Below are 24,392 nucleotides of genomic sequence, written 5' to 3'. Positions count from 1 at the left end.
AGCACGCCGCCAGCGTTCATCCTGAGCCAGGATCAAACTCTCCATAAAAGAAGTAAGCTTGATATAGCTCGTTGATTGTTTAAGTCAATCACTCTTCAAAGTACGTTAAAGTACTCAAATTATCGGAATTAACGTTGACATATTGTCATTCAGTTTTCAATGTTCATTTCATTATTGATTAAATGGAGCGGGTGATGGGAATCGAACCCACAACATCAGCTTGGAAGGCTGAGGTTTTGCCATTAAACTACACCCGCTTATTAAATTAAATTGGTTGATGCGGCCGAGAGGACTTGAACCTCCACGGGATTTCTCCCACTAGGCCCTCAACCTAGCGCGTCTGCCATTCCGCCACGACCGCTTGGAATCAAACGATAGGTTTTTTTCAGAACGTTATTCATTATATAATACGCTTTTAGAAGTGTCAACACTTTTTTAACATTAATTTAATGTTTGTCATCTTGTTTTAACACATTAAATTTGCGACGTATTTTAGAATACTACACAACTCGTTCTATGTCAAATAATTTTTTCTTTTAATAAATTTAAAGAACTTCTTGTTCTGACGACTTTTATAATTATAATAAGGTGGTCCATTTTTGTCAATAAAATTTTTATAAAAAACAAAATTAGCATTCAATCATTGTGATTATCAACGTAAGTACTGTTAATAAAAAGTTTGAAATGATTGAATGCGTGTGCAATTTAAATCTCAAATCTCATAAATCTTAATCCTATGACAATACAGAATACATAAATTGCCTTTACTCTCTATTTATATACTATCTGAGTTGACGTAATAATTTTAAACGACCCCCACATTTTCCACATCGCATTTTTTCGATATTTACACTTCTTATTCGTTGAAATGTGGTCTGACATGAAAGACACTGATATTCATACTTAACTCTAGATTGATAACTTTTTATTGGTTGACAAAAACGGGGTGCCTTTACCTTTTCAGCCAATAATTTAAAATCTTGATCTTTGTGTTGATAGCCTTTTCCTTCAATGTGCAAAAAATAATGGCATAATTCATGTTTGATAATATCTATTAACGCTTGCTTACCATATGTTTCATATTGCTTCGGATTAATTTCAATATGATGCGACTCTAACATATATCTGCCACCAGTTGTTCTTAATCGATTATTAAAGAACGCTTGATGTTGAAATGGCTGATTAAATTCATTAATCGCAATACTTTCTGTTAATTTTTGTAGCTCTTGATTATTCATTAGGATTAATCATAGTCAATGCAACTTTTCCTTTTTGTCGATCAATTTGTTCTATCCAAACTTCAACAATATCTCCTACACTAACGATGTCCATTGGGTGTTTTACAAACTTTTTGGCTAGTTTCGAAATATGGACTAGCCCATCTTGTTTCACACCAATATCTACAAAAGCGCCAAAATCGACAACATTTCGGACTGTCCCATTCAGTTTCATCCCTTTGGATAAGTCTTCAATAGATAAAACGTCCGATTTGAGTTCTGGTGTCTCAAAATCATCCCTTGGATCACGATGTGGCGCAATTAATGATTTAATAATATCTTCTAAGGTTGGAACACCAATATTTAAAGCATTCGCTTGCGTCGCAATGTCAAGCTGCTTTAATTGTTCTAGCGCTTTGCCACTGCCAATTTCTGATATTTCTAAACCTACCGTTTCTAACAACTGGTAGGTTGCAGGGTAACTTTCAGGATGAATTGCTGTATTATCAAGCGGTTCTTTGCCTTCGACAATTCTCAAAAAGCCGATACTTTGTTCAAATGTTTTGGTGCCTAAACGTTTTACTTTATTCAATTGTTTATGATGTGTTATTGCACCGTTCTCTTCTCTATATGCAACAATATTCTCAGCAATTTGTCGAGACAAACCAGACACGTGCTGTAGCAACGTACTTGAGGCTGTATTAACATCAACACCGACTTGGTTTACGGCGGTTTCAACAACAAAATCTAAAGCGCCACCTAATGCTTTTTGATTTACATCATGCTGATATTGTCCAACGCCAATGGATTTTGGATCAATTTTTACAAGCTCACTTAAAGGATCTTGAACACGTCTCGCAATCGACACAGCACTTCTTTCTTCTACTTGAAAGTCCGGAAATTCCGCTCTTGCAATGTCTGATGCAGAATAAACAGAAGCCCCCGCTTCATTGACGATAATATACTTCAAGTCAAGTTGATTTTCTTGAATCATGCTCGCAACAAATTGTTCTGTTTCTCTGCTAGCCGTACCATTACCTATTGCCACCAAGTCAATATTGAATGCTTTCACTATTTCTAAGAATGTACGTTCTGCTTCTTTGATTTTCGAAACTGGAGGATGTGGATATATCACCGATTTTTCTATGAAAGTGCCATAAGGATTTACTACTGCTAATTTACAACCCGTTCTGAAAGCTGGGTCTACCCCTAAAATTTGTTTATTTTTTAATGGCGGTTGTAGTAACAGACTTTTTAGATTTTCACTAAATAAGTGAATCGCTTGTGTTTCGGCACGCTCAGTTAAATCGCCTCGAATTTCTCTTTCAATTGAAGGGAATATTAAACGCTTCATTGCGTCATCAATTGCGCTTTCAACGTAAGTCGTTAAATCATTTTGCGCTTTAAGTTCTAACTTTTTAATATTTTGCGTGAGCTCTATTAGGTTAGCTTCAATTTTAATTTGTAAAACTTTTTCGGATTCACCACGATTCATTGCTAATATACGATGATTTGCAACTTTGCGCAGTGGCTCTTGATAATCGTAATACATTTCAAATGTTGCTTTTTCATCTTCCGCATTTTTCTTTTTCTGCGAAGTAATATTCGCTGTTTTTAACGTTTGACTTAAAATTTGTTTCCGATATTGCGGATGATCTGCTATTTTCTCGGCGATAATATCTTTTGCCCCTTGCAATGCATGTTCAACTGAAGGTACTTCTTCATTGATAAATTCAGATGCTTTTTCCTCGATATTTGCATTTTGTTGTTGTAGATATAGCCACTCTGCTAAAGGTTCTAGCCCTTTTCTTTTAGCTTCTGTAGCACGTGTCTTTTTCTTTTGTTTAAAAGGACGATATAAATCTTCGACACGCTGTAATTTAGTTTGCTTTTGAATTTCATTTTTTAGCTCAACTGTTAATAAGCCCTGTTGCTCTATATTATGGATGACTTCATCTTTTCTTTTTTGAAGATTTTCCATATATTGATATTCATCAGCTATTTGTTTGATTTCAACTTCATCCAATCCACCGGTTACTTCCTTTCGGTAACGTGCGATAAAAGGTACTGTATTTTTCTCCTCTAACAACTGCAATACAGCATTAATATGTTTGACTGGAAATTGATATTTATTATGTATGTCTTGAACAAAATGATTGGTCAAGTTAAATCCCCACTTTCTCGTTTCTCGTTCTTTATTATTGTAACATTCACATTTGAAAGTTAATAGTTTAATCCAATGCACTCAAAATAGGTGTTTTTTATAAGTACCAATTGCCATTTCTACTTTTTTATAAATGTAAAAAAAAGACTAGGACATTAACCCCAAAATAAATAGCGCTAAGTTGATTTTTAATAGAAATCGTCTTAGCGCTTATTTTTTATGATAAAACTTCGTATAATGTGGTTTCGTTTATGCACGTCATCATTCACTATTAAAGTTAAAAATAAACCACTTCCGTATTTTTTAATTAATCATGACAAAAGCGAAATGAACGATATTTAATTGAAGCTACATTCACTTTGATCCACCTCTGTAGTTGCATGATCGCATAATAAGCGAAACTTCAACCTCCATAACCAAGCGAGTCGAGTTAATCAACGCTTTAAATAGTTTATGTTCTAAACTCTTTATAAATGAAATGCTTCAATTCCTATCATTATTTTTATAGCCACTTCAATGTTAATCTATTGGATTTTATTTTTTGGCTGCTTCTTGCAACTTTTTTATAGCGGTTCTTTGTAAACGTGATACATGCATTTGGCTTAAACCGATACGCTCTCCAGTTTCTTTTTGGCTCAATCCATCTATAAAAGTACACTGGATAATTTCTCGCTCACGATCAGATAAAATAGGTAAAATCCGTTCAAGTATCATACGCTTTTCAGTTAAGTCGAAATTTTCATCTTGTTGTCCCATAATATCTAATAATGTAACCGTTGAACCATCTTTATCCGCTTCGATGGAATGATCCACACTCAGTGCATTATAGCTCTGACCCATTTCCATCGCTTCAAGAACGTCCTCTTCTGAAACTTCAAGTCTGTCAGCTATTTCACTGATTGAAGGTGATCGTTCTAATTCGTTCGTTAATTCATCGCTGACCTTTTTAATCCTCGGTCCTATTTCTTTAATTCTACGTGGGACATGAACACTCCATGTTTTATCACGTAAATATCGCTTAATTTCACCTATAACAGTCGGAACCAAGAAAGCTTCGAATTTTCTATCAAAAGATAAATCAAATCGATTAATCGCGCCTATAAGTCCAACCATACCAACTTGCACTAAATCTTCATGATGGGATTGGCCTTTTGAGTATTTATAGGCTAAGGATTCAATTAGCTTTTCGTAGTGTTTAACGAGCTTTTCTTGGGCCTCTTCGTCGTGATGCTCTTGATGTGCTTGAATCCATTGGTTGATTTGTTCAGGTGAAACAGCGTTAGCTGATTTCGACTCTTTCGCCATTATTTCGCACCTGCTCTTTTCTAATATACTTAATCATACTAATCGTAACACCAGTTTCTTTATCAACTGTGACTTCATCCATCAACGATTCGATTAAGAATAAACCTAAGCCACCTTCTCTTAAGAAGTCAATATTTTCATTTTCTTGATAAGGGCCTAGATTTTGTTTAGTCTCTTGGTAATTAAAGCTATCACCTTGGTCAGAAACAATGATTTTAATACGATCTGGTTCAAGTTCAAAACCGACATTGATGTAGCCTTTTTCTTCTTTGCCTTTGTAAGCATGTTTCACTGCGTTCGTCACAGCTTCACTTACAGCAATCTTAGCATCTTCAATATCATCATAAGTCGCACCTGCACGTGTAAAAACACCAGAAAGTGTTAAACGAATCAAACTCACATATTCAGCTGAAGCAGGAAGTCTCATTTCAATGAAGTCATTTGCATGTGTCATTTTATTCGACCTCCGTTCCTTCGTTGACATGCATTAAATCATCAAGACCTGTAATTTCAAATAATCGTTTAATTCTATCATTCACGCCTAAAATATATAATTCTTTTTCATGTTGGTTTAAAGCTTTTAAAGTCCCGACAAATAAACCCAGTCCAGTTGAATCCATATAGGTCAAATTTTCTAAATTTACGTAAATATCGTGTGTCCCTGCTTGTCGAATGGGTACCAACACTTTTTCTAACTCTGGCACAGTTGCAACGTCAAGTTCACCAGCTACTGAAATATCGTAATGTGTCTTGTGTTCTTGCGTTTCTATATTAAGGTTCATTATTGATTACACTCCTACGTTTATTCTCTACTTAACTTTCTTACCCATTTCTAATCATTTGTAATCTCACTATCTTATTTAATGTACACGCTTAATAATAAGTATTGTAAGATCATCACGTTTACCAGACTTTTGTACTCTTAAAAGCTCTTCGTATAAAAGTTGTACAATATCTTGTGGATGCAATGATTTATATTTAAGGATAAAATCAAGGATATTTTGTGTATTGATAAAATGTCCATCCTCTTTGCGTATTTCAGTCACACCGTCTGTGAAAATAATAATCATATCATCAATTTCAATCGCTATCTCTTGTTGTTGATAACGGACATGAGGACTCACGCCTAAAACGCGTCCTCGAACTGTAATTTCTTCAAATTCATTGGTTTTAGCTCTAAAAATATACCCTGGCTCGTGTCCAGCAGAGCTACAGTAAAGAACATGATTTAAATCTTCATATAAACCATAAAACATTGTAACAAACATATTCTGATTAATATTTTTTTCAACTACACGATTTAGACGTTTTAAGCCATCATTAGGTAATTGAGAATGACCATAAGAATCCATGCCAAATTTAATCATACTCATTGCCAACGCTGCTGGGATACCTTTACCTATGACATCTGCAACAGCAAAACTCATCGTGCCGTCTTTATGATCAATTAAGTTAAAATAGTCGCCGCTCACATGCTGTGCTGCAACTGAAATGACACCAATTTGAATGCTATCAAATTGAGGGATATTTGTTTTTAACATCGTTTGCTGTAATCTTGAAGCAACATCCAACTCTTTGTCATGAACTTCAACTTTGTTAACTAAATTTTTATAATCTTGATAATCATAGCCGAAGCTTTCAACGACTGTCTTTAGAACGTCTAGGCTCTCAATCATCTCTGATTGATTCAATGAATTATTTTTAAAAAATTGCTTATGTATACACACAAAATCTTCAGGTAGTAATGCATCGTCTGATAAATCCTTCGAAAACGATTGCGCTTGCTTTAATACTTTTTCTCTATTATCATGCTTTAAAAATTGACGCACGAGCTCAAAATAGCGCAATTTGCTATCTTCCGACATTAGACGTCCCCCTTTACTTTATAACAGCTAAAAGGCTTTAGGAGAGTTGTCCTAAAGCCTATTTATGATGATTCATGTTCAGTCCTAAACTAATACCAAGTGCGTAATTAACTTCTTTCATCTTTTCTTCAGATAAAAATGTTAATTTCTCTTTAAGTCTCTTCTTATCGACCGTTCGAATTTGTTCTAATAAGATGACAGAATCTTTGTCGAGCTTATATTTATTTTTTTCTATTTCTACATGCGTTGGTATTTTAGCTTTATTAATCCGACCAGTAATTGCTGCGACAATAACAGTTGGACTGTATTTATTTCCAGTGTCATTCTGAATAATAACTACGGGCCTTACTCCCCCCTGTTCAGAGCCCTGTACTGGTGATAAATCTGCTAAGTAAACGTCCCCGCGCTTCATTTAGTCATCCTTATAATCTGATAACAAGTGTGATTCATTACAATCACAGGCTTCACATTCAACTGAATATGCTTCAGTTGCTAGGGAGAGATTCAAATCTGCCATTTGAACATAGCCTTCTTTTAAAGATTGTTCTAAATTTTTAAATCTTGTTTGATTGAATGCTGACATAAATAGGACCTCCATATCAATACAACACATTAAAAAATTCTCTGATTACTGATTATAATATCAAAAATCAGTCGGAAGTACCATACTATTTTAACAATTCGTTCGAGATTTCGGACATTTCTTTTGTCACATATTGACGCGCGATACGTCTACCTAAATTACAAAGGACTTCATAATTAATCGTTTGCTGTTGGGCCGCTAAGGCTTCAACAGATTGTGATGTGTGCGCCTGGTTATCAATCAAAATCACTTCGTCACCGAGCTGCGTATGTCCCGGCACACGAATTGCTGTTTGATCCATACTTACACGCCCAACCACTTCACATTGGAAAGCGCCTAAACGCACATGTGCATGTTGCATTGAACGTAAATAACCATCTGCATACCCAATAGGAAGTAAAGCCACGTGCATATCTTCTAGGGCTTTGAATGTATGGCCATAACCGATACCCTCACCTTTACGAACGTGTTTAACTTGCATCACTTGTGACACTAACTTAGCTGAAGGCTTTAACTTAGCTGTTGCCTTTTCTTCTATAAAAGTTGATGGATAATAACCGTACAACGCGATACCTGCTCTAAAGGCATTACATAATGCAGGATCAAAACGTAATGCGCCAGCAGAGTTTTGAATATGAATATACGGTGGATGGTCTGTGCTTTCAATCATTTCTTCAAAACGTGTATATTGTTGTTGCGCTGAATCATCATCCTCATCTGCTGAATGAAAATGTGAAAAAGTACCTTCAAACACCAATAAATCATGTGCTTCTATCATTGCTTTCACTTCATGATACATTTCTATATCTTTAATCCCTAATCGGTTCATTCCAGTATCCAATTTAATGTGCATCCATAAAGATTTATCTGTATCACTATCGATATGTGAAATTGCCGCTTCTAACCATGATTTTGAAGGAACGGCTACCGCAACACGATGTTGAATCGCTTTGTTAATTGCATCAGGTGGTATGCTTGATAAAATTAAAATCTTCTCTTTAATACCATGCATTCGTAGCTCTATTGCCTCGTCTAACGTTGCTACACAAAAGAACTCTGCCCCTAATTGACTAAGATGTTGAGCAATTTGTATACTCCCTAAACCATAAGCATTTGCTTTAACAACAGGCATCAATGTTTTATTCGGTTGCAATTTTGTTAATGCATAATAATTTTCTGTAATTGCATCTAAATCTATTTTCAATGTGGTGGTACGATAATACTTTTCTGACATTCAAGTCACCTTCCTCAATTATTAAAGCGCATTCCGCTATGTTCCTATTCATCTTTTTCTAAAATCACTTGACTCACGGCATACTGTTCTGTGTGCGTAATGGATACATGGACTTTAAACCCTTCATACTGTATCGTAGGTTTCCCCATTTCATCATTTTCACAATGAATATCCTGAAATGACACGCTTTCCCCTATACCTGTGCCTAATGCTTTGCTAAAAGCTTCTTTTACAGCAAAACGTCCAGCTAAAAACTCAAGTCGTCTTCTTTCCGATTGGATATTGTTGAAAGTTTCTCGCTCACCAGATGTTAAAACTCTCTCTGGAAAGCGACTTTGGCGACTTAGTATTTTACGCATTCGTGACATTTCAACTAAATCTATTCCTATTCCAAATATCATGAAATCTCTTCATCTCCATCATTCATCTGATTCGACGTCGCATTCTGAGGAAGTTCAAGGTCATTTTGACTTTCCCGTTTAATAAATTTCATTATTTTTAATGCAACTTGCTTATCAATATAAGATACTTGGTGATTTCCACCTGCAGTAGAAAGTGTTAATGTTGCGAGATGGTATTTCCTCATAATCCATCCTTCATTTAAATCCACATTTTGAATTCTAAAGAGAGGAATCGTATCTTGCCTGATAAATATAAACCCTTCTCTCACTGTAATTAGATCTTTTGTATAGTGATATCCAAATATTCGATATTGATAAATAGGGTTTATCCATGCATATATAATAAGGTACAACAGCCATATTACAGCAATCAAACCACTTAAAACAAGCATCCATTTATTCCACTCTAAATAAAAAGCTGCCACAAGACTCGCAATGAGTACTATCAAGATGATTGCTGCAACAATCACCGCTACAACTCGCATTGCTTTAGGACCCTGCTCACTCATTTTTTCCATGATACACTGTTGCACCTCCTAGATACCAATGATTATATGCCTTCGCTTTATTTTTATCTTCAAAATTTAATCCAACTTCTTTATTGATTGATCCACTTGCTAAAATAAATCGAAAATGTGTAAGGTTTGCTCGTCTCATAAAAGGATGCGCACTTTCTTGATAACCTAAAACCTTGTCTTTTTTAAAGTAAGTCGTTCTAAACCCGAATCCTGTTACTTTACATATTGCCGCCTCATCTTTACTGAAGTATGCGCCGGAATAAAGTGTCGTAACCCAGCTGTGTAATACGAGATAAGCAATGATGATGACAGTCGGGATCCAAATCCATGTCCATAAATAATCATTAAACGCCCATATAATACTTATGAGAATGAGTGAAAGTATCCAAAAACGTCTATGAAACCCACGCCACGGCATCCCTTTTTCGACTTGATGAAAAGCCATGTTCGGAACCAATGACGAAATTAACGTTTGTGCTTCTTTTTGTTTGATAAATGGTAACACCGTTATACGACCAGTGATTGTATCGTCTTCTGTGTCCAAATCCATATCACTTGTAATCATAAACGCATATTTAGTATAACCAAGCATGTGTCTAATAAATGACTTTTCCTCTTCAATCGCTTGTATCCTTGAAATTGGGAGGGTCATGGTTTTTACATTAAACAAACCATATTTAACTTTTAAGAAATCGCCATTACGTATAAGGGTGAATTGATAAAATCGAATCATATTCATCAGCACACCGGCAATATAGGCAATGAACAAAATCGCAAAAATGACGATAACCGAGGCAATAGTAATATGTGCTACAAAACCGTTGACTTGAGAAAAGATTTTGTCCCAAGGAATCACATCAGAGAGTGCTGATAGTATCGGTAATATCGTAAGTAATGTGACAAAAAGTGCCCCACTCGTCATACTCATGAGCAATAAGTTTTTCAATGACAATTGATAAACGTGTATATCTTCATGTTGTACACTATTAGAATTCGCATCTTCAAAGTGAGTATGTTCATCCACTGTTTCAACTGTTTCAGTTTCTTCAATTTGACGCTTCGTTTTTTCTATTTCTTGTTGAATCCAAACGCTTTGTTGCTTTGTGACCATGTTTAAGTTAATGCCATCGCTAGGTGTTTTAATTGTAAGTTTTACGCCACCTACAAGTTGATGAACAATATTTTGAGTGATATCAACAGATTGAATACGTTTAATATTTAATTCTTTACGTTCTAAATTAAAAAGACCACTTGTAAGTACAAAATATTCATTTTCTATCCAATAACGAGTACGAAAAATTTCAACAGAGCGTCTTAAAAAACTCATTACAAACAAAATTATAAGAATTCCGGGCCACACATAGTTTTTAAGATCTGAAAAATCAAATGAATCTATTTGAAATATAAGAAAGATAATAATAAACATAAAATTATCTTTAATCGCTGTAATCAATGATAATATATATGAAATCGGATGCAATTTTTGTGGACTATACATCTGCATCACCACCTTTAAGTTGGTTCATACAATAGGCTTCAATACGTTTCGCGTCTTCATCCAGAACAAGAGGAAGTTGGATACTATGACCCGCGGTAGTACAATGCAACTGTTGTAATTGATAATGCCTTTGTAACGGTCCATTTTCACGCGAAATACTTTGAATCCGCTCTATTTGAATGACTTCATATTTTCTAAACCACCATCGTTTTTGAATTTCAATATGATGCGCTGTTATGCGATATGTATAATAGCGATCATAAATAAAAGGGTTCGCTATAAAAAAGATGAGCGCCATGACTGCTATTATGGCAAAAACGTATATCATAATCATCCATAAGTCAAAATACAACCATAGCCAACTTGCAACGCCAATCAAGACGATTACGATGCTACATTGTATGACACATAATATTTTCATATATGTCAATGCCACCTTAGGGGGGTGAAGAAATTCAAATTCCATAATGATTTAACACTCCTCAATAAATTTAGCATCATTATATCATAAATCTTTATGTAGGCTGAATGCGTTTCAATGCCTTTTCAAGAGCATTTTGCTTTATTGAACATGATTAAAAGAGGCCAAACAATACCTGACAGATGCGTTATAGTCACTACTCATTAGTGTCTGTTTGAACGCTTCTGTATACCTGATTGTCTAACCTCTTTAAAATTGATGGTCATCATCACAACACAATGACATAAACACTTTAACTAATAGTCGTGTTGTACGTATTGTTTATAATAAAGTTACCTATTTTTGATGATCTGCAAAAGTGCGGCCCTTCTTCACTTTTGCTTCTCTTTTATGTTTGAAGTTACCTTTTTTGTTGTTATTGTTTTGTTTAAAATTGCGATTTGATTTAGAGTGACGCTTATTATTGCCTACTTTTCGATTTCCTTTTGGCGAACGATTTTTACGTGCTAAAGGTTTTTCAAATGTAAGTTGTACTTCAACCTCATCATTTGATTCAACAAGTTCTTGCAATAATGCTGTGACAAGTTCAGTTTGATCATAAGTTTCTAATAACTGTTTCGCAATATTTTCTACACGTGGTTCTTTATCAGCTTCCATCCAATTTTGAACCTTACTTTTTATTTCATCTTCGCGTGCTTTTAAAACTTCTTTACGATGTGGCGGTCTTAATGCGCGCATTTGACGGCGATTCGTTTGCTCGATTTGACGGATATAATCCATTTCAATTGGGTTAACAAAAGTAACAGCGATACCATGTTTACCTGCACGTCCTGTACGGCCAATACGGTGTGTATAGCTTTCAGTATCTTGAGGGATATCAAAGTTATATACGTGGCTTACACCTGAAATATCAAGTCCTCTCGCTGCCACATCTGTAGCTACTAAAATATCAATTTGATCATTTTTAAATTTTTTCAAAACTTCAAGACGTTTCGCCTGAGTAATATCACCGTGTAAACCTTCTGCTTTATAACCTTTAGATAATAATGCACTTGTTAATTCATCTACACGACGTTTTGTACGTCCAAATACAATAGCCAATTCAGGTTGATGAACGTCTAAGAAGTTCGTAAACGTATCAAATTTCTCTAACTCTTTCACAATTGTATAATACTCGTCAATTTGTGGATCAGAAATTTCATTGTTCATCGTTTTAATAATTCTTGGTGATTTCATGAATTTTTGAACCAATTCTTGTATTGCCTTTGGCATTGTTGCTGAGAACAACATTGTTTGACGGTTTTCAGACGGTAATTTATCCATAATATAACGCATATCATCGATGAAGCCCATATTCATCATTTCATCTGCTTCGTCCAAAATTAATGTTTCGATAGATTGCGTTTTTAAAGTACGACGATTAAGGTGATCAATCACACGCCCAGGTGTACCTACAACGATTTGTGGTCCGCGCTTTAAAGATTTGATTTGACGATCAATTGGCATACCGCCAAAAACAGTGACGACTTGAACTTTTTGCCCACGACTAAATTCTCTTAATTGTTCAGCCACTTGCATCGCTAATTCACGTGTAGGTGCTAAGATCAAAGCACGCACACCTTCTTTTCCAATTACTTTTTCAATAAGTGGAATACCAAACGCACCTGTTTTCCCTGTTCCAGTTTGCGCTTGTCCTAATATATCGATGTTTTCGAGTGCATATGGGATACTATCTTTTTGGATGGGTGTCGGCTCTGTAAAACCCATTGCCTCGAGGGTTTCAGCTGTACGTTCTGAAACACCTAAATTTGTAAAATTTTGCAAAGTAATTCTCCTTTTTTGAATCATAATTCTCATATATTTTTGTCAAATAAGTTTAATCTAACTTCTACATATTACCATCTTAGCCACAATACCGCAATAAACGAAAAATCAATATCATTTAAATTCTTATATATTTTCTAAGGATTTAAATGATATTGCCAACAACTAAAATGGGACTGATATCAAACTTTTTAGATTACGCCTTTACAAGCGCTTCTACCACTTCTTCTAAACGCATGCCCCTTGATGCTTTAACAAGAACAACGTCACCTTGATCTACAATAGAAGTCAAATAACGAATCATCTTGTCTTTTGTATCAAAATGAATCGCTTCGTCCACATGATGTTTTCCTTTTTCATGAATTTCCATTGCTGCCTCACCAAACGTATACAGACCATTAATCCCTTTACCCTCCAAATATTGGCCGACACTTGCGTGCATGATTTTAGATTGCGCCCCTAGCTCTAAAACATCACCTAAGATTAATATTTTATTACCTTCTAAAAGTGTCAATGTTTCAATTGCAGCTTTCATACTTGTAGGACTTGCGTTATACGCGTCATTGATTATTAGCGCACCATTTTTAGCTTTAAATTTTTGCATACGCATGTCAGTCAACTGCAATTGATTGAGTTGCTGTTGAATTTCATCATGTTGAATATTTAAAGCACGTGCAACCGTAATCGCAATCGCTGCATTTCGCATATTGTGCTCGCCTAACACTGGAATTGAGTATTGTTCATTACCATTTAATTTAAATACAATCCCTTCATCATGATGCGAAACAATTTCACATTGTACATCATTGGAAGCATTTCGGCCGATGCTGATGACTTTAGCTGATTCTAAAGTGTCAACATGAGGTTGCAATAAAGGCTCGTCCCCATCATATATGAAGTAGCCTCCTGGTTTTAAACCTTTAACGATTTCAAACTTAGCTTTTGCAATACCTTCACGTGAACCCAAATCTTGCAAATGTGACTCACCAATGTTCGTTATAATCGCAAAATCCGGTTGTGCAATTGTAGATAATAATTCAATTTCGTGAAAACCAGACATTCCCATTTCTAAAATCGAAATTTCTGTATCTTTATTTAGATTTAGAATCGTTAACGGCATACCGATTTCATTATTGTAATTGCCCTGTGTCTTTTGTACACGGTAATGTCCGGCTAAGACATTTTCAATCATATCTTTCGTTGTCGTTTTACCGTTAGAACCTGTAACAGCAATAACAGTTGGAGATACGTATTGAAGATAAGCTTTTGCTAATTGTTGTAACGCCACTAGCGTATCTGAAACTACAATCACCGGACCCGCTTTTGGGAATTTAACTGAACTTTGTGCTTCAAAAAAAGTCGCGCCAGCCCCGTCGCGTAATGCTCGTTCAGCATATTGATGACCATCAACATTTTCACCTTTGAAAGGAATAAAGAGCTGACCTTTTTCAATTTTTCTAGAATCAATAGTGACGCCTTTAATTTCTACATCTAAATATTGTGAATCAATTTTACAATCTATCCATTCAGCAATTTGTTTTAACGTGATATTAATCATTGTTCAAAACTCCTAGTCAATGCGATGTTTATTTTTTTGTTTATCTGCATATCGTTCTTTTGCTAAATCTATCAACTTAGTAATTAATTCTGAATAAGAAACACCCATGTTTTCCCACAATTTTGGATACATACTATAAGCCGTAAAACCAGGCATCGCATTCGTTTCATTAATAAATATCTGATTATCTTCTGTAACAAAAAAATCAGCGCGTAACAATCCAGAACAATCAGTCGCTTTAAAAGCTTCCACCGCCATATTGCGTAAAGTCATTTGTACTTCTGGGTCTAACTCTGCAGGAATCGCTAACTTCACTTTTCCGTCTTTATATTTTGACTTGTAATCATAAAATGCAACATCTTTCACGACTTCACCTGGCCATGTTGTCTCTGGATAGTCATTTCCGAGCACTGCGACTTCAATCTCACGCGCATTCACACCTTGTTCGATTACTAGTTTACGGTCAAATTGAAATGCTTCCTCTATCCCTTGAATTAAAGCTGCTTCATCTTCACATTTACTAATTCCGACACTTGAACCTAAATTTGCTGGTTTAACAAATACAGGGAACTCTAATTTATCATGGACTAACTTAAGAATATTTTTACGGTACTTTTCGTATTCACTACGTAAAAAACTTACATATGGGAGTTGTGGTAAACCGCGATGGGCAAATAATTGTTTCATAACAAGTTTATCCATTGAACTAGACGCAGCCAATACACCATTGCCTACATATGGAAGATCTAATACTTCAAATAACCCTTGAATAGTGCCATCTTCACCATTAGGCCCATGTAAGAGCGGAAATACAGCGTCATAACGGCCGCCTTGGCTACTTTCTGTTAACAACGTAGAAATATCACCTTCTACGTTATCTGTGATTTCTAATTCATTCGTACTTGTAATTTCTTCGGTAATGTTTTCTGTTTTCTTCCATTTACCTTCATTAGTAATATAAATAATATCAATGTGGTAACGTTCTTTATCTATCGCATTTAATACGTTTTGAGCTGTTAAAATAGACACATCATGTTCAGCACTTTTACCACCATAAATGATACATAAAGCTTCCTTTGACATAAACCCGCCTCCATATATTTCATCTAATCTACATCTTACCACGACAAACATTTCTATTGCATTTATTTTTCGGCATTATTAGCAATTTGATTACAACTTATGTAAAATCGGTATATAATGAAAATAAAAGAAATAATGTGTAAAGGAGATTGACATGGTATCTTCTCGACAACAAACGCAAAAGTCATTTTTGCGACGGTTAGACTGGCAGTTAATTACGCTTATTACTGTCCTTTTTGTAATTAGTATTATGACAATTCATTCGGCAATGGGAGGCGGCCAATATAGCTTAGATTTTGGTTTAAGGCAAATTTTTTATTACATACTTGGTGCAATCATTGCTTTTATAATTATGTTATTTTCACCTAAAAAAATACGCAAATATACTTATATCATTTACTTTATATTTATTATTCTGTTATTAGGGTTAATCATTATGCCTGAATCTGCAATAACACCTGTGATTAACGGTGCTAAGAGTTGGTATCGTTTCGGCCCTATTAGCATTCAACCTTCAGAATTCATGAAAATCGTATTGATTTTAGCCATCTCAAAAGTTGTTGCCCAACACAATCGCTTCACTTTCAATAAATCTTTCGAAACGGACTTAATGTTAATATTTAAGATCGCTTTTGTGAGCATCATTCCAATGGCCCTTATTCTGTTACAAAACGATTTAGGAACAACACTCGTGATACTTGCAATTATCGCTGGTATTGTGATTGTAAGCGGTGTGACTTGGAAAATTTTAGCACCTCTATTTGGTACAGTCATTATAATTGGATCCGCCTTAATTTTATCCATTATTTATAAGCCGAATTTAATTGAAAATGTGGCTGGCATTAAAACATATCAATTAGGCCGTATTAATTCATGGTTGGATCCCTATTCATACAGTTCGGGGGACGGGTTTCACTTAACGGAATCTTTAAAAGCCATTGGCTCAGGTCAATTAATAGGAAAAGGTTTGAACAACGGAGAAGTCTACATTCCAGAAAATCATACAGACTTTATTTTTTCAGTTATTGGTGAGGAGTTTGGCTTTATCGGGGCTGTCGTTTTATTAGGTATCTTTTTACTATTGTTGATTCATTTACTACGCATGGCGACGAATGCCGATGATTTATTTAATAAATCTTTTATTGTTGGTTATGCAAGTTTATTACTATTCCATATCGTTCAAAACATAGGCATGACGATTCAATTATTACCCATTACGGGTATACCGTTACCATTTATAAGTTATGGAGGAAGTTCGTTGTGGAGTTTAATGACAGGGGTAGGCGTGATTTTAAGCATTCATTATCATACGCCTAAAAAATATGATGAAAATCTCAACACAACAAAAACTGCGAGCCCTACCCACAATTGATACACAAATCGTAAACATGTATAAAAAAACACTTAGATGTCATCAAGCTTGTACATCTAAGCGTTTTTTTATTTAATACGATTAATATTTTCAGTTGCAGGTTTGGGATTAGGTAGCGTACGCATAATATCAAATCGGGATTTGGTTTTCTTAACCTTGACACCGATTGAAGACAACATTTGAACTACATTTTGAAGCTTGTCATTCTTTTTTGCCATGAAATCACCCCGTACTTTGCTTATCTACTACCTTTATATTACCCCAAATTTCGACATATTACTACACCAAAATTTAAATTTACAAAAATTATTTTTTTATATTTTTTAACCGAAGTGCATTAATAACAACAGAAACAGAACTAAATGCCATCGCTGCGCCTGCAACCCATGGTGCTAAGAAACCTGCAGCTGCAATCGGAATGCCGATTAAGTTATAACAAAATGCAAAAAAGAGGTTTTGTTTAATATTTTTTATAGTGAGGTGACTCAATTTTAATGCTTCTGCAATAGAAGCTAATTTATTTTTAACTAACGCTATATCTGCTGATTCAAGTGCAATATCTGAACCTGAACCCATAGCAACACCGATATCACTTGTCATGAGTGCAGGTGCATCATTAATTCCATCACCCACCATCATTACACGTTTCCCTTGGCTTTGAAGATCGCGTATGACTTTGGATTTTTCATCGGGTTTGACTTCTGAAATGATATGATCGATGCCAAGCTCATGACCAATAGCACGTGCAGTTTGTTCGCTATCACCACTCAACATAATGAGCGTATGATTTTCACTTAATTGACTTAATACTGTTTGTGCGTCTTCTTTCGGTTCATCTCGCAACGCCATCAACATTGCAAGTTGATTATCAATTGTCATACCTACAACTGTAGTCCCTTGTTGCTCAAGGTCACGCACTTGTGTATATTCAGATTCCATCAACTTAACGTTTTCTGATATAAAACGAACTGAACCAATACGAATGTGTTGATTTTGTATCACACCGGAAATACCATTTCCTGCATGTGTTTGATACTGTTGCACATCCAAAGTTTGTGCATCTTTAAAATGTTGGACTAACGCTTTAGAAAGCGGATGCTCTGATTGTACTTCCATACTTTTAATGTAAGCACCTAATGATTCATCTTGCATATAAGCTATCACATGAACGACTTCTGGCTCACCGTGTGTTAGCGTTCCAGTTTTATCAAATACAATTGTATCAACATGCTTCGTCTGTTCTAATGATTCCGCTGTTTTAAATAAAATACCCGCTTCTGCTGCTCGACCTGAACCTACCATAATAGAAGTTGGTGTAGCTAAACCTAATGCACACGGACAAGCAATGACGATTACAGCAATAAAAATTTCAAGAGATTCAGTGAGTTGAAATGGTGTAATCACTAAATACCAAATTAAAAATGTGACGAGCGCAATTGCGATAACTGATGGCACAAAAATATTAGAAATTTTATCCGCTAATCTTTGAATTTGTGGTTTATCATTTTGTGCATCTTCAACGACTTTAATAATTTGATTTAAAATCAAATCTTCACCCACATGTGTCACTTTTAACTTAATGAAGTTCGTCTGGTTGATTGTACTACCAATCACTTGATCGCCTACTGTTTTTTCTACCGGAATACTCTCACCCGTTAACATAGATTCATTGATCGTCGTTTCACCTTCAATAATTTCGCCATCAAGTGGAATTTGTTGTCCTGTTCTCACTCGGACAATATCTCCTACTCTAATATCTTCAATGGGTAGCATTTCAGTTTCACCGTGACGTTCAACTTCTGCATCTCTAACTTGTAGAGCTGCGAGCTTACTAATTGCATCACTAGCATGCCCTTTTGCTCGTTTTTCAAAATATTTACCTAATAAAATTAATGTAATTAAAATCGCACTTGTTTCAAAATAAAGTGGTGTATGGCTATGCCCATGATGATGTGGTGTTGTGAACATCAAATAAATACTATAAAAATAAGCAGCTGAAGTACCCATCGCTACAAGAACATCCATATTTGCACTTTTATTTATTAATGATTTATATGCACCTACATAAAATTGCCAACCTAAAACAAACTGAATTGGTGTCGCAAGTATCAATTGAAACCAAGGATTAAGTAATAATTCTGGTACTGGAATAAAGCTTAAAAATGAAAAATGCGCAAACATCGTATAAAGTAACGGTAAAGCCAAAACGAGCGAGACAATAAATTTATATTTCTGACGTTTAAGCTCATCATGTTTACGTTGATCCGCTTCTTTTTTAGTCTCCATTGGAAATGCTTGATAACCAATTTTCGCGACACGTTCATAGATTTCTTCTATTGAAATTTGATTAGGATCAAATGTGACTGTCCCTTTCTCCATAACCAGATTGACGCTTACTTGATCGATACCTTCCTCACGATCTAACACACGTTCAATCCTCGAAGAACAAGCCGCACAGGTCATTCCTGAAATTTTAAAAGTTTCTTGTGCCATATTTTCATCTCCTATACCTATACAGGGTATATTCTTCATTTAAAATGAGGGGTCATTTTTCGTCTTTCTATGAAAAATAACCCCTACGTATTTCCCCTAACTTTTACGAAACAACGTCATAGCCTTGATCATAAATACGTTGCTTAATATCATCGAGGGCCCCATCTTTTTTGACATCCACTTCAACTTTATTATCAGCTGGAAACGCTTCTACATGGACAACATCTGGATTATCTTTTACGGCACCTTCAACTGCTGCTTTACAATGGGCGCAACTCATCCCTTCAACTTGAATAACATGTTTACTCATTTTCATACACTCCTTTATGTGATTGGATAACAGGAAAACCTGCATCATAAATTTCTTTCTCTAAAGTATTAAGATTAGCTGGTGTTTGATAAGTGAGTATAATGCGTTGAGTATCAAGATCGATATTAACCGCTTCAACCCCAATCATATCCAGTAATCGTTGTGTCAGTTTCTCTTTTTCCTCAAGCGTTGTTAAGTTAGAAACATTAACATGACCTGTTTCCATATTTTCACCCCATCATCATTCTTAGTCTTTCATTAATTTTTGAAAAGTCACAAGTAATTCTTCCATTGCCTCACTTTGGTGTCCGGAATCAATTTTATTCATAATACAACTTTTCATATGGTGATCAAGGAGACGTGTCGCAACGCTATTTAAAGCTGAACGTGTTGCTCTAATTTGTGTAAGTACGTCATCACAATAGACATCTTCATCAATCATACGATTTATTGCTTTGACCTGACCTTCGATGCGGTTTAAACGTGATTTTAAGTTACGTTTAATTTCATCTGAATGGTGTGCTTGTTCTATCATTTCACATCCCTCAAATCTGCTTAACTTCTCTTACATTGTGTATCATATACCCTATATAGGTATATGTCAATGTTTCTGTATCGAACATTATATTCTATGTTACAATGATAAAAACTTCATATAAAAGGAGATAGAAGTTATGCCTGAAATTTTCTATACATTCTTTTTTAATGATAATGTGATTATCAATTATCTGTTGATAGGGGCTTTTTTATTAAATTTAACCTTTATCTTTACAATTATCTTTATGGAAAGAAGAAGTGCAGGATCCATATGGGCGTGGATATTTGTACTCGGCTTGTTTCCATTGATAGGATTTGTTATTTACTTGCTATTCGGTAGACAAATTCAACGTGAATCTATCTTTAAGTTAGATCAAAGGGATCGAATTGGCCTTGAATACATCGTTAACCAACAATTAAAGGCCATTAAAAATAACAAATTTGAGCCACACAATCCTCATATACAAAATTACAGTCGTATGATACAAATGCTCCTCTATAATAACGCTGCCTTTTATACAAAAAATAATGAAATTGAATTGTTAACAGATGGCTATCAAAAATTCGAACACTTAAAAGAAGATATACGTCAAGCACAATCTTACATACATATCCAATATTACATCTTCCGCCACGACACACTCGGTAAAAGTATTATGGCTTTATTAGAGGAAAAATTAGAACAGGGCGTCGAAGTTAAAATGTTATATGATGATATGGGTTCAAGGGGCTTAACGTTGAGAGATTTTAAGAAATTCAAAGAAAAAGGCGGGCATGTTGAATCATTCTTTCCTTCAAAGTTGCCTCTGATTAACTTGCGTATGAACAATCGTAATCATCGTAAAATTGTTGTTATTGATGGTCAAATAGGTTATGTAGGCGGTTTTAATGTAGGTAATGAATATCTAGGTTTATCCAAAAAGTTTGGATATTGGCGTGATACACATCTTCGAATACAAGGAGAAGCTGTTCATGCATTACAGCTACGATATATTTTGGATTGGAATTCGCAAGCAAGTCGTGACAATATGGTTTATAATGAAAAGTATTTTCCTAAACACACAGGGTCAAAACAAGGCAGTATGGGCGTTCAAATTGCATCTAGTGGCCCAGATGAATTGTGGGAACAAGTAAAATATGGGTACCTTAAAATGATCTCTATGGCTAAAAAAGATATTTATATTCAAACCCCTTATTTCGTTCCAGATGAAGCTTTTATGGATGCATTAAAAATCGCAGCACTGGGTGGGGTCAATGTCAATATTATGATCCCAAGTAAACCAGATCATCCATTTGTTTACTGGGCAACATTTAAAAATGTGGCGAGCTTGATTGAAGCCGGCGCACGTGTTTACTTATACGATAATGGCTTTTTACACGCCAAAACACTCACTATTGATGATGAAATTACAAGCGTCGGTACTACGAACATGGATAATCGAAGTTTCACTTTGAACTTTGAAGTCAATGCTTTCGTATATAATGAAAAATTAGCTAAAGAAGTCAGAAAAAGTTTTGAAACCGATCTAAAAGTTTGTTCTGAACTTACAAAAGAACGCTATGACGAGAGAAGTATATGGATAAAATTTAAAGAGGCTATCAGCCAATTACTTGCCCCTATTCTATAAAAAGGAAGTTGAAATAAAGATGAAAGATGCAATCACAGCCGCATTAAACTATATGAAGTCTAAACATGAGGGAGATCGTAGTGGTCATGATGTTGCACATGTCTTACGTGTGCGACATCTTGCTTTAGAAATTGCGCAACACTATCCTTTAGCAAATTGTTTCATCATTGAAATGGCAGCACTTCTACATGACACAGTCGATGATAAATTAGTGGATAGCATTACTGCGCACCAAGAATTAGAGCAGTTTTTACATTTACATAAAGTTCCTTCTGATGACCAACAAGCCATTTTCTACATTATCGATCATATGAGTTTTAGAAAATCAAATTCTGTAGGTACACTCAACACAATAGAAGCTCAAATTGTACAAGATGCTGATCGTTTAGATGCGATGGGTGCCATCGGTATTGCACGAACTTTTCAATTTGCCGGTCATTTCAATGAACCTATGTGGACAGGTGAATATACTTTAAAACAATTAAACGAATTAGAAGATGTTAGTCACCTTCCCCCCTCTGCCATTAAGCATTTTTATGAAAAATTATTAAAGTTAAAAGATTTGATGAATACTCAAACTGCACGACAAATGGCTGAGAAGCGCCATGCTTTTTTAGAACTCTTTTTGACACAGTTTATGGCTGAATGGCTTTCTGATATACATCACTAATTCATTACTTCTCTATTTCTCTTAAAATAATAACGATATATACTTTCACTTCTATAATTGGGCTCACTCAATCATATGACTGAGCTCATGAAAGCAACAAGAATCAATAAAGGTGACTTAAATTGAGTTTTTTGCTTTAAATAAAGCTTTTCTCAATTTAAGTCACCTTTTCAAGTAAGTGACGCATTCCAATCAAACAGCTACAGTCATCCCAATAGCCTCAAAAATCATTTTTATATGTACATTATTGTTATATCCAAAAAGCACTAAAATTCCCCAGAAAATGGATTAATATCACCACTTCGATTCTTCTTGTTATTAAGTATGCAAGGCCATAGAAAAGACCTGAATAAAAATAAGGTAAAAATTCTATCCAATTACTATATTCATGGACAAAACCAAAAAGAACACTGCTGACAATTAACCCTATAAACAAATGTCCTTTAAATAATACACGTAAGATAATTCCTCTAAAAACAATTTCTTCCAAGAGCGCTGGAAGTAATGCAAAAAATATTGCAAAATTTAATATTGAAATACCTTGAATACTGCTTTCTATATTTTCCTGATTTAATGTTGATCCAGCGTAAAGATAAGAAAATAAATAATCAAGTAATTTCACAACAATTATAACAATCACAATAATCGAAATATCCTTAGCTGTTAACTTTTTAAAACTAAATAAATTAATTTTGAAGTACTTTAACATATATATAAGAAATGCAAGCACTATAAAGTAAATCCATGCTTTTAGAGAAAGGGTCTCTAAAACAGATGACTCACCAATGTAAATTACAAAAATGAGCATGAATATAATACCTTTAATCAATCGTAAAGTTAATGCATCATTATTCACACGGTTGTCTTCATGAAAAATTTGCCTAATTGTTTCTTTCATACTGTCTCCTTAAATTTTATTTTTATCTATTTGATAATTATTTTATTTTAAATAATATACATAAAAACTCCAAAGGTGTCAATAACCTTTGGAGCTTTAAGTTAAACAATTTATGAATTATTGATTCAAATGTTTGTAAATAAGTCATCATTATTTTGTTTTTCTTAAAATGAATGCGCCCATACTTGTAAATAAAAGTGATAACAACATTGGGAAACTTCGACCATTTTGGCCTGTTTCTGGTAACATCTTCTCCTCATGTTGTTGAGAAGCAGTTACCATATCATTTTTGTGTAAATTATCGATTAAATGGCTTTGTTTCACAGTTTGCATCTCAGTTGTCATTATATTCACGCCATGAGGTTCGCTTGGCAGTGCATTTAAAATGGAAGGAGATGGATATTGAGCATCGTCGTGACTTCCTGCACTGCTCATCATATTCACATTCTGTATTTTTGATGGCCTAGTATTCATCATTTGAGCTTGTACAGTGGATTGCATTGACTTGTGTTCAGTTTGAGGTTGATCCATATTTTTTTCGTGCGCTACTTGCTGTGATTGCATTTTATCTTTAGAAATGGCATTGGAAGATGATTTTTGATCCATTGCTTGCTTATCATGTGGTGACATGTCTGGTTGATTTTGATGATTTTCATTTGGAAAGTCAGCTTGATGTTTTTCTGCTTCTTTTTCCCATGCTTCTGCATGTGCATCTTCTGTTGCTTTACCTTCTTGCGCGTTTGGTGTATCCCAATCTTTTGTTTCTGCTTCTTTTTCCCATGCTTCTGCATGTGCATCTTCTGTTGCTTTACC

The 24,392-nt window shown here is 34.9% G+C and carries 26 protein-coding genes and 2 tRNA genes; 3 read left to right on the top strand and 25 right to left on the bottom strand.

The genetic code is table 11. The features are described 5' to 3' along the window. Positions 1-183: 183 nt before the first annotated feature. The 18 genes from KM149_RS04080 to KM149_RS03995 form a co-directional block, all read right to left on the bottom strand. Positions 184-257: transfer RNA gene (locus KM149_RS04080), tRNA-Gly, on the bottom strand. Between the two features lie 21 nt (positions 258-278). Next, positions 279-361: transfer RNA gene (locus KM149_RS04075), tRNA-Leu, on the bottom strand. A 421-nt stretch (positions 362-782) separates the two neighbouring features. Next, complete coding sequence (locus KM149_RS04070; RefSeq protein WP_050330438.1) at positions 783-1,238, bottom strand: SprT family protein; 456 nt, start codon at positions 1,236-1,238, stop codon at positions 783-785. Next, a complete protein-coding gene (locus KM149_RS04065) occupies positions 1,231-3,381 on the bottom strand; it encodes a Tex family protein (protein WP_165545824.1) in 2,151 nt (716 codons plus the stop codon). Before KM149_RS04065 ends, KM149_RS04070 begins: the two co-directional genes overlap by 8 nt. Before the next feature lie 534 nt (positions 3,382-3,915). Next, positions 3,916-4,686, bottom strand: a complete 771-nt coding sequence (gene sigB, locus KM149_RS04060; RefSeq protein WP_016426492.1) for an RNA polymerase sigma factor SigB — start codon at positions 4,684-4,686, stop codon at positions 3,916-3,918. Then, entirely contained in the window at positions 4,661-5,140 is a 480-nt protein-coding gene (rsbW, locus tag KM149_RS04055; RefSeq protein ID WP_016426491.1) for an anti-sigma B factor RsbW, read from the bottom strand. The genes sigB and rsbW overlap by 26 nt, the downstream gene beginning before the upstream one ends. Position 5,141: 1 nt before the next feature. After that, positions 5,142-5,468 carry an anti-sigma factor antagonist gene (locus KM149_RS04050; RefSeq protein ID WP_050330435.1) on the bottom strand — a complete coding sequence of 109 codons (327 nt, stop codon included), beginning with the start codon at positions 5,466-5,468 and terminating at the stop codon, positions 5,142-5,144. Between the two features lie 78 nt (positions 5,469-5,546). Continuing rightward, the gene (locus KM149_RS04045) at positions 5,547-6,551 is read right to left on the bottom strand and encodes a SpoIIE family protein phosphatase (RefSeq protein WP_241415540.1); all 1,005 of its coding nucleotides are present in this window, start codon (positions 6,549-6,551) and stop codon (positions 5,547-5,549) included. A 58-nt stretch (positions 6,552-6,609) separates the two neighbouring features. Next, positions 6,610-6,963 (bottom strand): type II toxin-antitoxin system PemK/MazF family toxin, encoded by a 354-nt coding sequence (locus KM149_RS04040; protein WP_016426488.1) that lies wholly within the window; start codon positions 6,961-6,963, stop codon positions 6,610-6,612. Next, positions 6,964-7,134, bottom strand: a complete 171-nt coding sequence (gene mazE / locus KM149_RS04035; protein WP_016426487.1) for a type II toxin-antitoxin system antitoxin MazE — start codon at positions 7,132-7,134, stop codon at positions 6,964-6,966. 85 nt (positions 7,135-7,219) lie between these two features. After that, positions 7,220-8,368, bottom strand: coding sequence for an alanine racemase (alr, locus tag KM149_RS04030; RefSeq protein WP_165545826.1), 1,149 nt, complete (start codon positions 8,366-8,368; stop codon positions 7,220-7,222). Positions 8,369-8,412: 44 nt separating this feature from the next. Next, positions 8,413-8,769, bottom strand: a complete 357-nt coding sequence (acpS, locus tag KM149_RS04025) for a holo-ACP synthase (protein ID WP_050330431.1) — start codon at positions 8,767-8,769, stop codon at positions 8,413-8,415. Beyond that, entirely contained in the window at positions 8,766-9,287 is a 522-nt protein-coding gene (locus KM149_RS04020) for a PH domain-containing protein (protein ID WP_060829607.1), read from the bottom strand. The genes acpS and KM149_RS04020 overlap by 4 nt, the downstream gene beginning before the upstream one ends. Then, on the bottom strand, positions 9,271-10,785 hold the full coding sequence (locus KM149_RS04015; RefSeq protein WP_241415539.1) for a PH domain-containing protein: 1,515 nt from the start codon (positions 10,783-10,785) through the stop codon (positions 9,271-9,273). Before KM149_RS04015 ends, KM149_RS04020 begins: the two co-directional genes overlap by 17 nt. Continuing rightward, on the bottom strand, positions 10,778-11,251 hold the full coding sequence (locus tag KM149_RS04010; protein ID WP_241415538.1) for a PH domain-containing protein: 474 nt from the start codon (positions 11,249-11,251) through the stop codon (positions 10,778-10,780). Before KM149_RS04010 ends, KM149_RS04015 begins: the two co-directional genes overlap by 8 nt. Positions 11,252-11,542: 291 nt before the next feature. Next, a complete protein-coding gene (cshA, locus tag KM149_RS04005) occupies positions 11,543-13,030 on the bottom strand; it encodes a degradosome RNA helicase CshA (RefSeq protein WP_165545829.1) in 1,488 nt (495 codons plus the stop codon). A gap of 196 nt (positions 13,031-13,226) precedes the next feature. After that, positions 13,227-14,588: a UDP-N-acetylmuramoyl-tripeptide--D-alanyl-D-alanine ligase gene (locus KM149_RS04000; RefSeq protein WP_241415537.1), complete on the bottom strand. Its 1,362-nt coding sequence runs from the start codon at positions 14,586-14,588 to the stop codon at positions 13,227-13,229. A gap of 12 nt (positions 14,589-14,600) precedes the next feature. After that, on the bottom strand, positions 14,601-15,671 hold the full coding sequence (locus tag KM149_RS03995; RefSeq protein WP_241415536.1) for a D-alanine--D-alanine ligase: 1,071 nt from the start codon (positions 15,669-15,671) through the stop codon (positions 14,601-14,603). Positions 15,672-15,825: 154 nt separating this feature from the next. Between KM149_RS03995 and KM149_RS03990 the strand changes: the two genes are divergently transcribed. After that, positions 15,826-17,043, top strand: coding sequence for an FtsW/RodA/SpoVE family cell cycle protein (locus KM149_RS03990; RefSeq protein ID WP_050330421.1), 1,218 nt, complete (start codon positions 15,826-15,828; stop codon positions 17,041-17,043). Between the two features lie 68 nt (positions 17,044-17,111). Here KM149_RS03990 and KM149_RS03985 read toward each other — a convergent pair whose 3' ends face one another. From KM149_RS03985 to csoR, 5 genes are all read right to left on the bottom strand, one after another. Continuing rightward, positions 17,112-17,261: an Lmo0850 family protein gene (locus tag KM149_RS03985; RefSeq protein WP_164905407.1), complete on the bottom strand. Its 150-nt coding sequence runs from the start codon at positions 17,259-17,261 to the stop codon at positions 17,112-17,114. Positions 17,262-17,349: 88 nt separating this feature from the next. Next, entirely contained in the window at positions 17,350-19,536 is a 2,187-nt protein-coding gene (locus KM149_RS03980) for a heavy metal translocating P-type ATPase (protein WP_241415535.1), read from the bottom strand. A 103-nt stretch (positions 19,537-19,639) separates the two neighbouring features. Beyond that, positions 19,640-19,846 (bottom strand): cation transporter, encoded by a 207-nt coding sequence (locus tag KM149_RS03975; RefSeq protein ID WP_182281054.1) that lies wholly within the window; start codon positions 19,844-19,846, stop codon positions 19,640-19,642. After that, complete coding sequence (csoZ, locus tag KM149_RS03970; RefSeq protein ID WP_050345362.1) at positions 19,839-20,072, bottom strand: putative copper chaperone CsoZ; 234 nt, start codon at positions 20,070-20,072, stop codon at positions 19,839-19,841. The genes KM149_RS03975 and csoZ overlap by 8 nt, the downstream gene beginning before the upstream one ends. 21 nt (positions 20,073-20,093) lie before the next feature. After that, positions 20,094-20,381, bottom strand: coding sequence for a copper-sensing transcriptional repressor CsoR (csoR, locus tag KM149_RS03965; RefSeq protein WP_050330414.1), 288 nt, complete (start codon positions 20,379-20,381; stop codon positions 20,094-20,096). A 139-nt stretch (positions 20,382-20,520) separates the two neighbouring features. Between csoR and cls the strand changes: the two genes are divergently transcribed. Both cls and KM149_RS03955 read left to right on the top strand, forming a co-directional pair. Beyond that, positions 20,521-22,011, top strand: coding sequence for a cardiolipin synthase (cls, locus tag KM149_RS03960; protein ID WP_241415534.1), 1,491 nt, complete (start codon positions 20,521-20,523; stop codon positions 22,009-22,011). Between the two features lie 13 nt (positions 22,012-22,024). Beyond that, positions 22,025-22,681 carry an HD domain-containing protein gene (locus KM149_RS03955; protein ID WP_241415582.1) on the top strand — a complete coding sequence of 219 codons (657 nt, stop codon included), beginning with the start codon at positions 22,025-22,027 and terminating at the stop codon, positions 22,679-22,681. A 250-nt stretch (positions 22,682-22,931) separates the two neighbouring features. Here KM149_RS03955 and KM149_RS03950 read toward each other — a convergent pair whose 3' ends face one another. Further along, a complete protein-coding gene (locus tag KM149_RS03950) occupies positions 22,932-23,579 on the bottom strand; it encodes a CPBP family intramembrane glutamic endopeptidase (protein WP_165545836.1) in 648 nt (215 codons plus the stop codon). Positions 23,580-23,729: 150 nt separating this feature from the next. After that, on the bottom strand, positions 23,730-24,392 hold a 663-nt coding region (locus KM149_RS03945; RefSeq protein WP_241415533.1), incomplete at its 5' end, for an LPXTG cell wall anchor domain-containing protein.

Source organism: Staphylococcus coagulans (genome assembly GCF_022557135.1).
In the GTDB taxonomy this organism is placed as follows: domain Bacteria; phylum Bacillota; class Bacilli; order Staphylococcales; family Staphylococcaceae; genus Staphylococcus; species Staphylococcus coagulans.
This window is presented reverse-complemented; position numbering and strand designations above follow the sequence as displayed.

Coding starts and splice junctions, on each gene's coding strand:
- KM149_RS04070 (WP_050330438.1), bottom strand. CDS start 1,238: ATGAATAATCAAGAGCTACAAAAATTAACAGAAAGTATTGCGATTAAT.
- sigB (WP_016426492.1), bottom strand. CDS start 4,686: ATGGCGAAAGAGTCGAAATCAGCTAACGCTGTTTCACCTGAACAAATC.
- rsbW (WP_016426491.1), bottom strand. CDS start 5,140: ATGACACATGCAAATGACTTCATTGAAATGAGACTTCCTGCTTCAGCT.
- KM149_RS04050 (WP_050330435.1), bottom strand. CDS start 5,468: ATGAACCTTAATATAGAAACGCAAGAACACAAGACACATTACGATATT.
- KM149_RS04045 (WP_241415540.1), bottom strand. CDS start 6,551: ATGTCGGAAGATAGCAAATTGCGCTATTTTGAGCTCGTGCGTCAATTT.
- KM149_RS04040 (WP_016426488.1), bottom strand. CDS start 6,963: ATGAAGCGCGGGGACGTTTACTTAGCAGATTTATCACCAGTACAGGGC.
- mazE (WP_016426487.1), bottom strand. CDS start 7,134: ATGTCAGCATTCAATCAAACAAGATTTAAAAATTTAGAACAATCTTTA.
- alr (WP_165545826.1), bottom strand. CDS start 8,368: ATGTCAGAAAAGTATTATCGTACCACCACATTGAAAATAGATTTAGAT.
- acpS (WP_050330431.1), bottom strand. CDS start 8,769: ATGATATTTGGAATAGGAATAGATTTAGTTGAAATGTCACGAATGCGT.
- KM149_RS04020 (WP_060829607.1), bottom strand. CDS start 9,287: ATGGAAAAAATGAGTGAGCAGGGTCCTAAAGCAATGCGAGTTGTAGCG.
- KM149_RS04015 (WP_241415539.1), bottom strand. CDS start 10,785: ATGTATAGTCCACAAAAATTGCATCCGATTTCATATATATTATCATTG.
- KM149_RS04010 (WP_241415538.1), bottom strand. CDS start 11,251: ATGGAATTTGAATTTCTTCACCCCCCTAAGGTGGCATTGACATATATG.
- KM149_RS04000 (WP_241415537.1), bottom strand. CDS start 14,588: ATGATTAATATCACGTTAAAACAAATTGCTGAATGGATAGATTGTAAA.
- KM149_RS03995 (WP_241415536.1), bottom strand. CDS start 15,671: ATGTCAAAGGAAGCTTTATGTATCATTTATGGTGGTAAAAGTGCTGAA.
- KM149_RS03990 (WP_050330421.1), top strand. CDS start 15,826: ATGGTATCTTCTCGACAACAAACGCAAAAGTCATTTTTGCGACGGTTA.
- KM149_RS03985 (WP_164905407.1), bottom strand. CDS start 17,261: ATGGCAAAAAAGAATGACAAGCTTCAAAATGTAGTTCAAATGTTGTCT.
- KM149_RS03980 (WP_241415535.1), bottom strand. CDS start 19,536: ATGGCACAAGAAACTTTTAAAATTTCAGGAATGACCTGTGCGGCTTGT.
- KM149_RS03975 (WP_182281054.1), bottom strand. CDS start 19,846: ATGAGTAAACATGTTATTCAAGTTGAAGGGATGAGTTGCGCCCATTGT.
- csoZ (WP_050345362.1), bottom strand. CDS start 20,072: ATGGAAACAGGTCATGTTAATGTTTCTAACTTAACAACGCTTGAGGAA.
- csoR (WP_050330414.1), bottom strand. CDS start 20,381: ATGATAGAACAAGCACACCATTCAGATGAAATTAAACGTAACTTAAAA.
- cls (WP_241415534.1), top strand. CDS start 20,521: ATGCCTGAAATTTTCTATACATTCTTTTTTAATGATAATGTGATTATC.
- KM149_RS03950 (WP_165545836.1), bottom strand. CDS start 23,579: ATGAAAGAAACAATTAGGCAAATTTTTCATGAAGACAACCGTGTGAAT.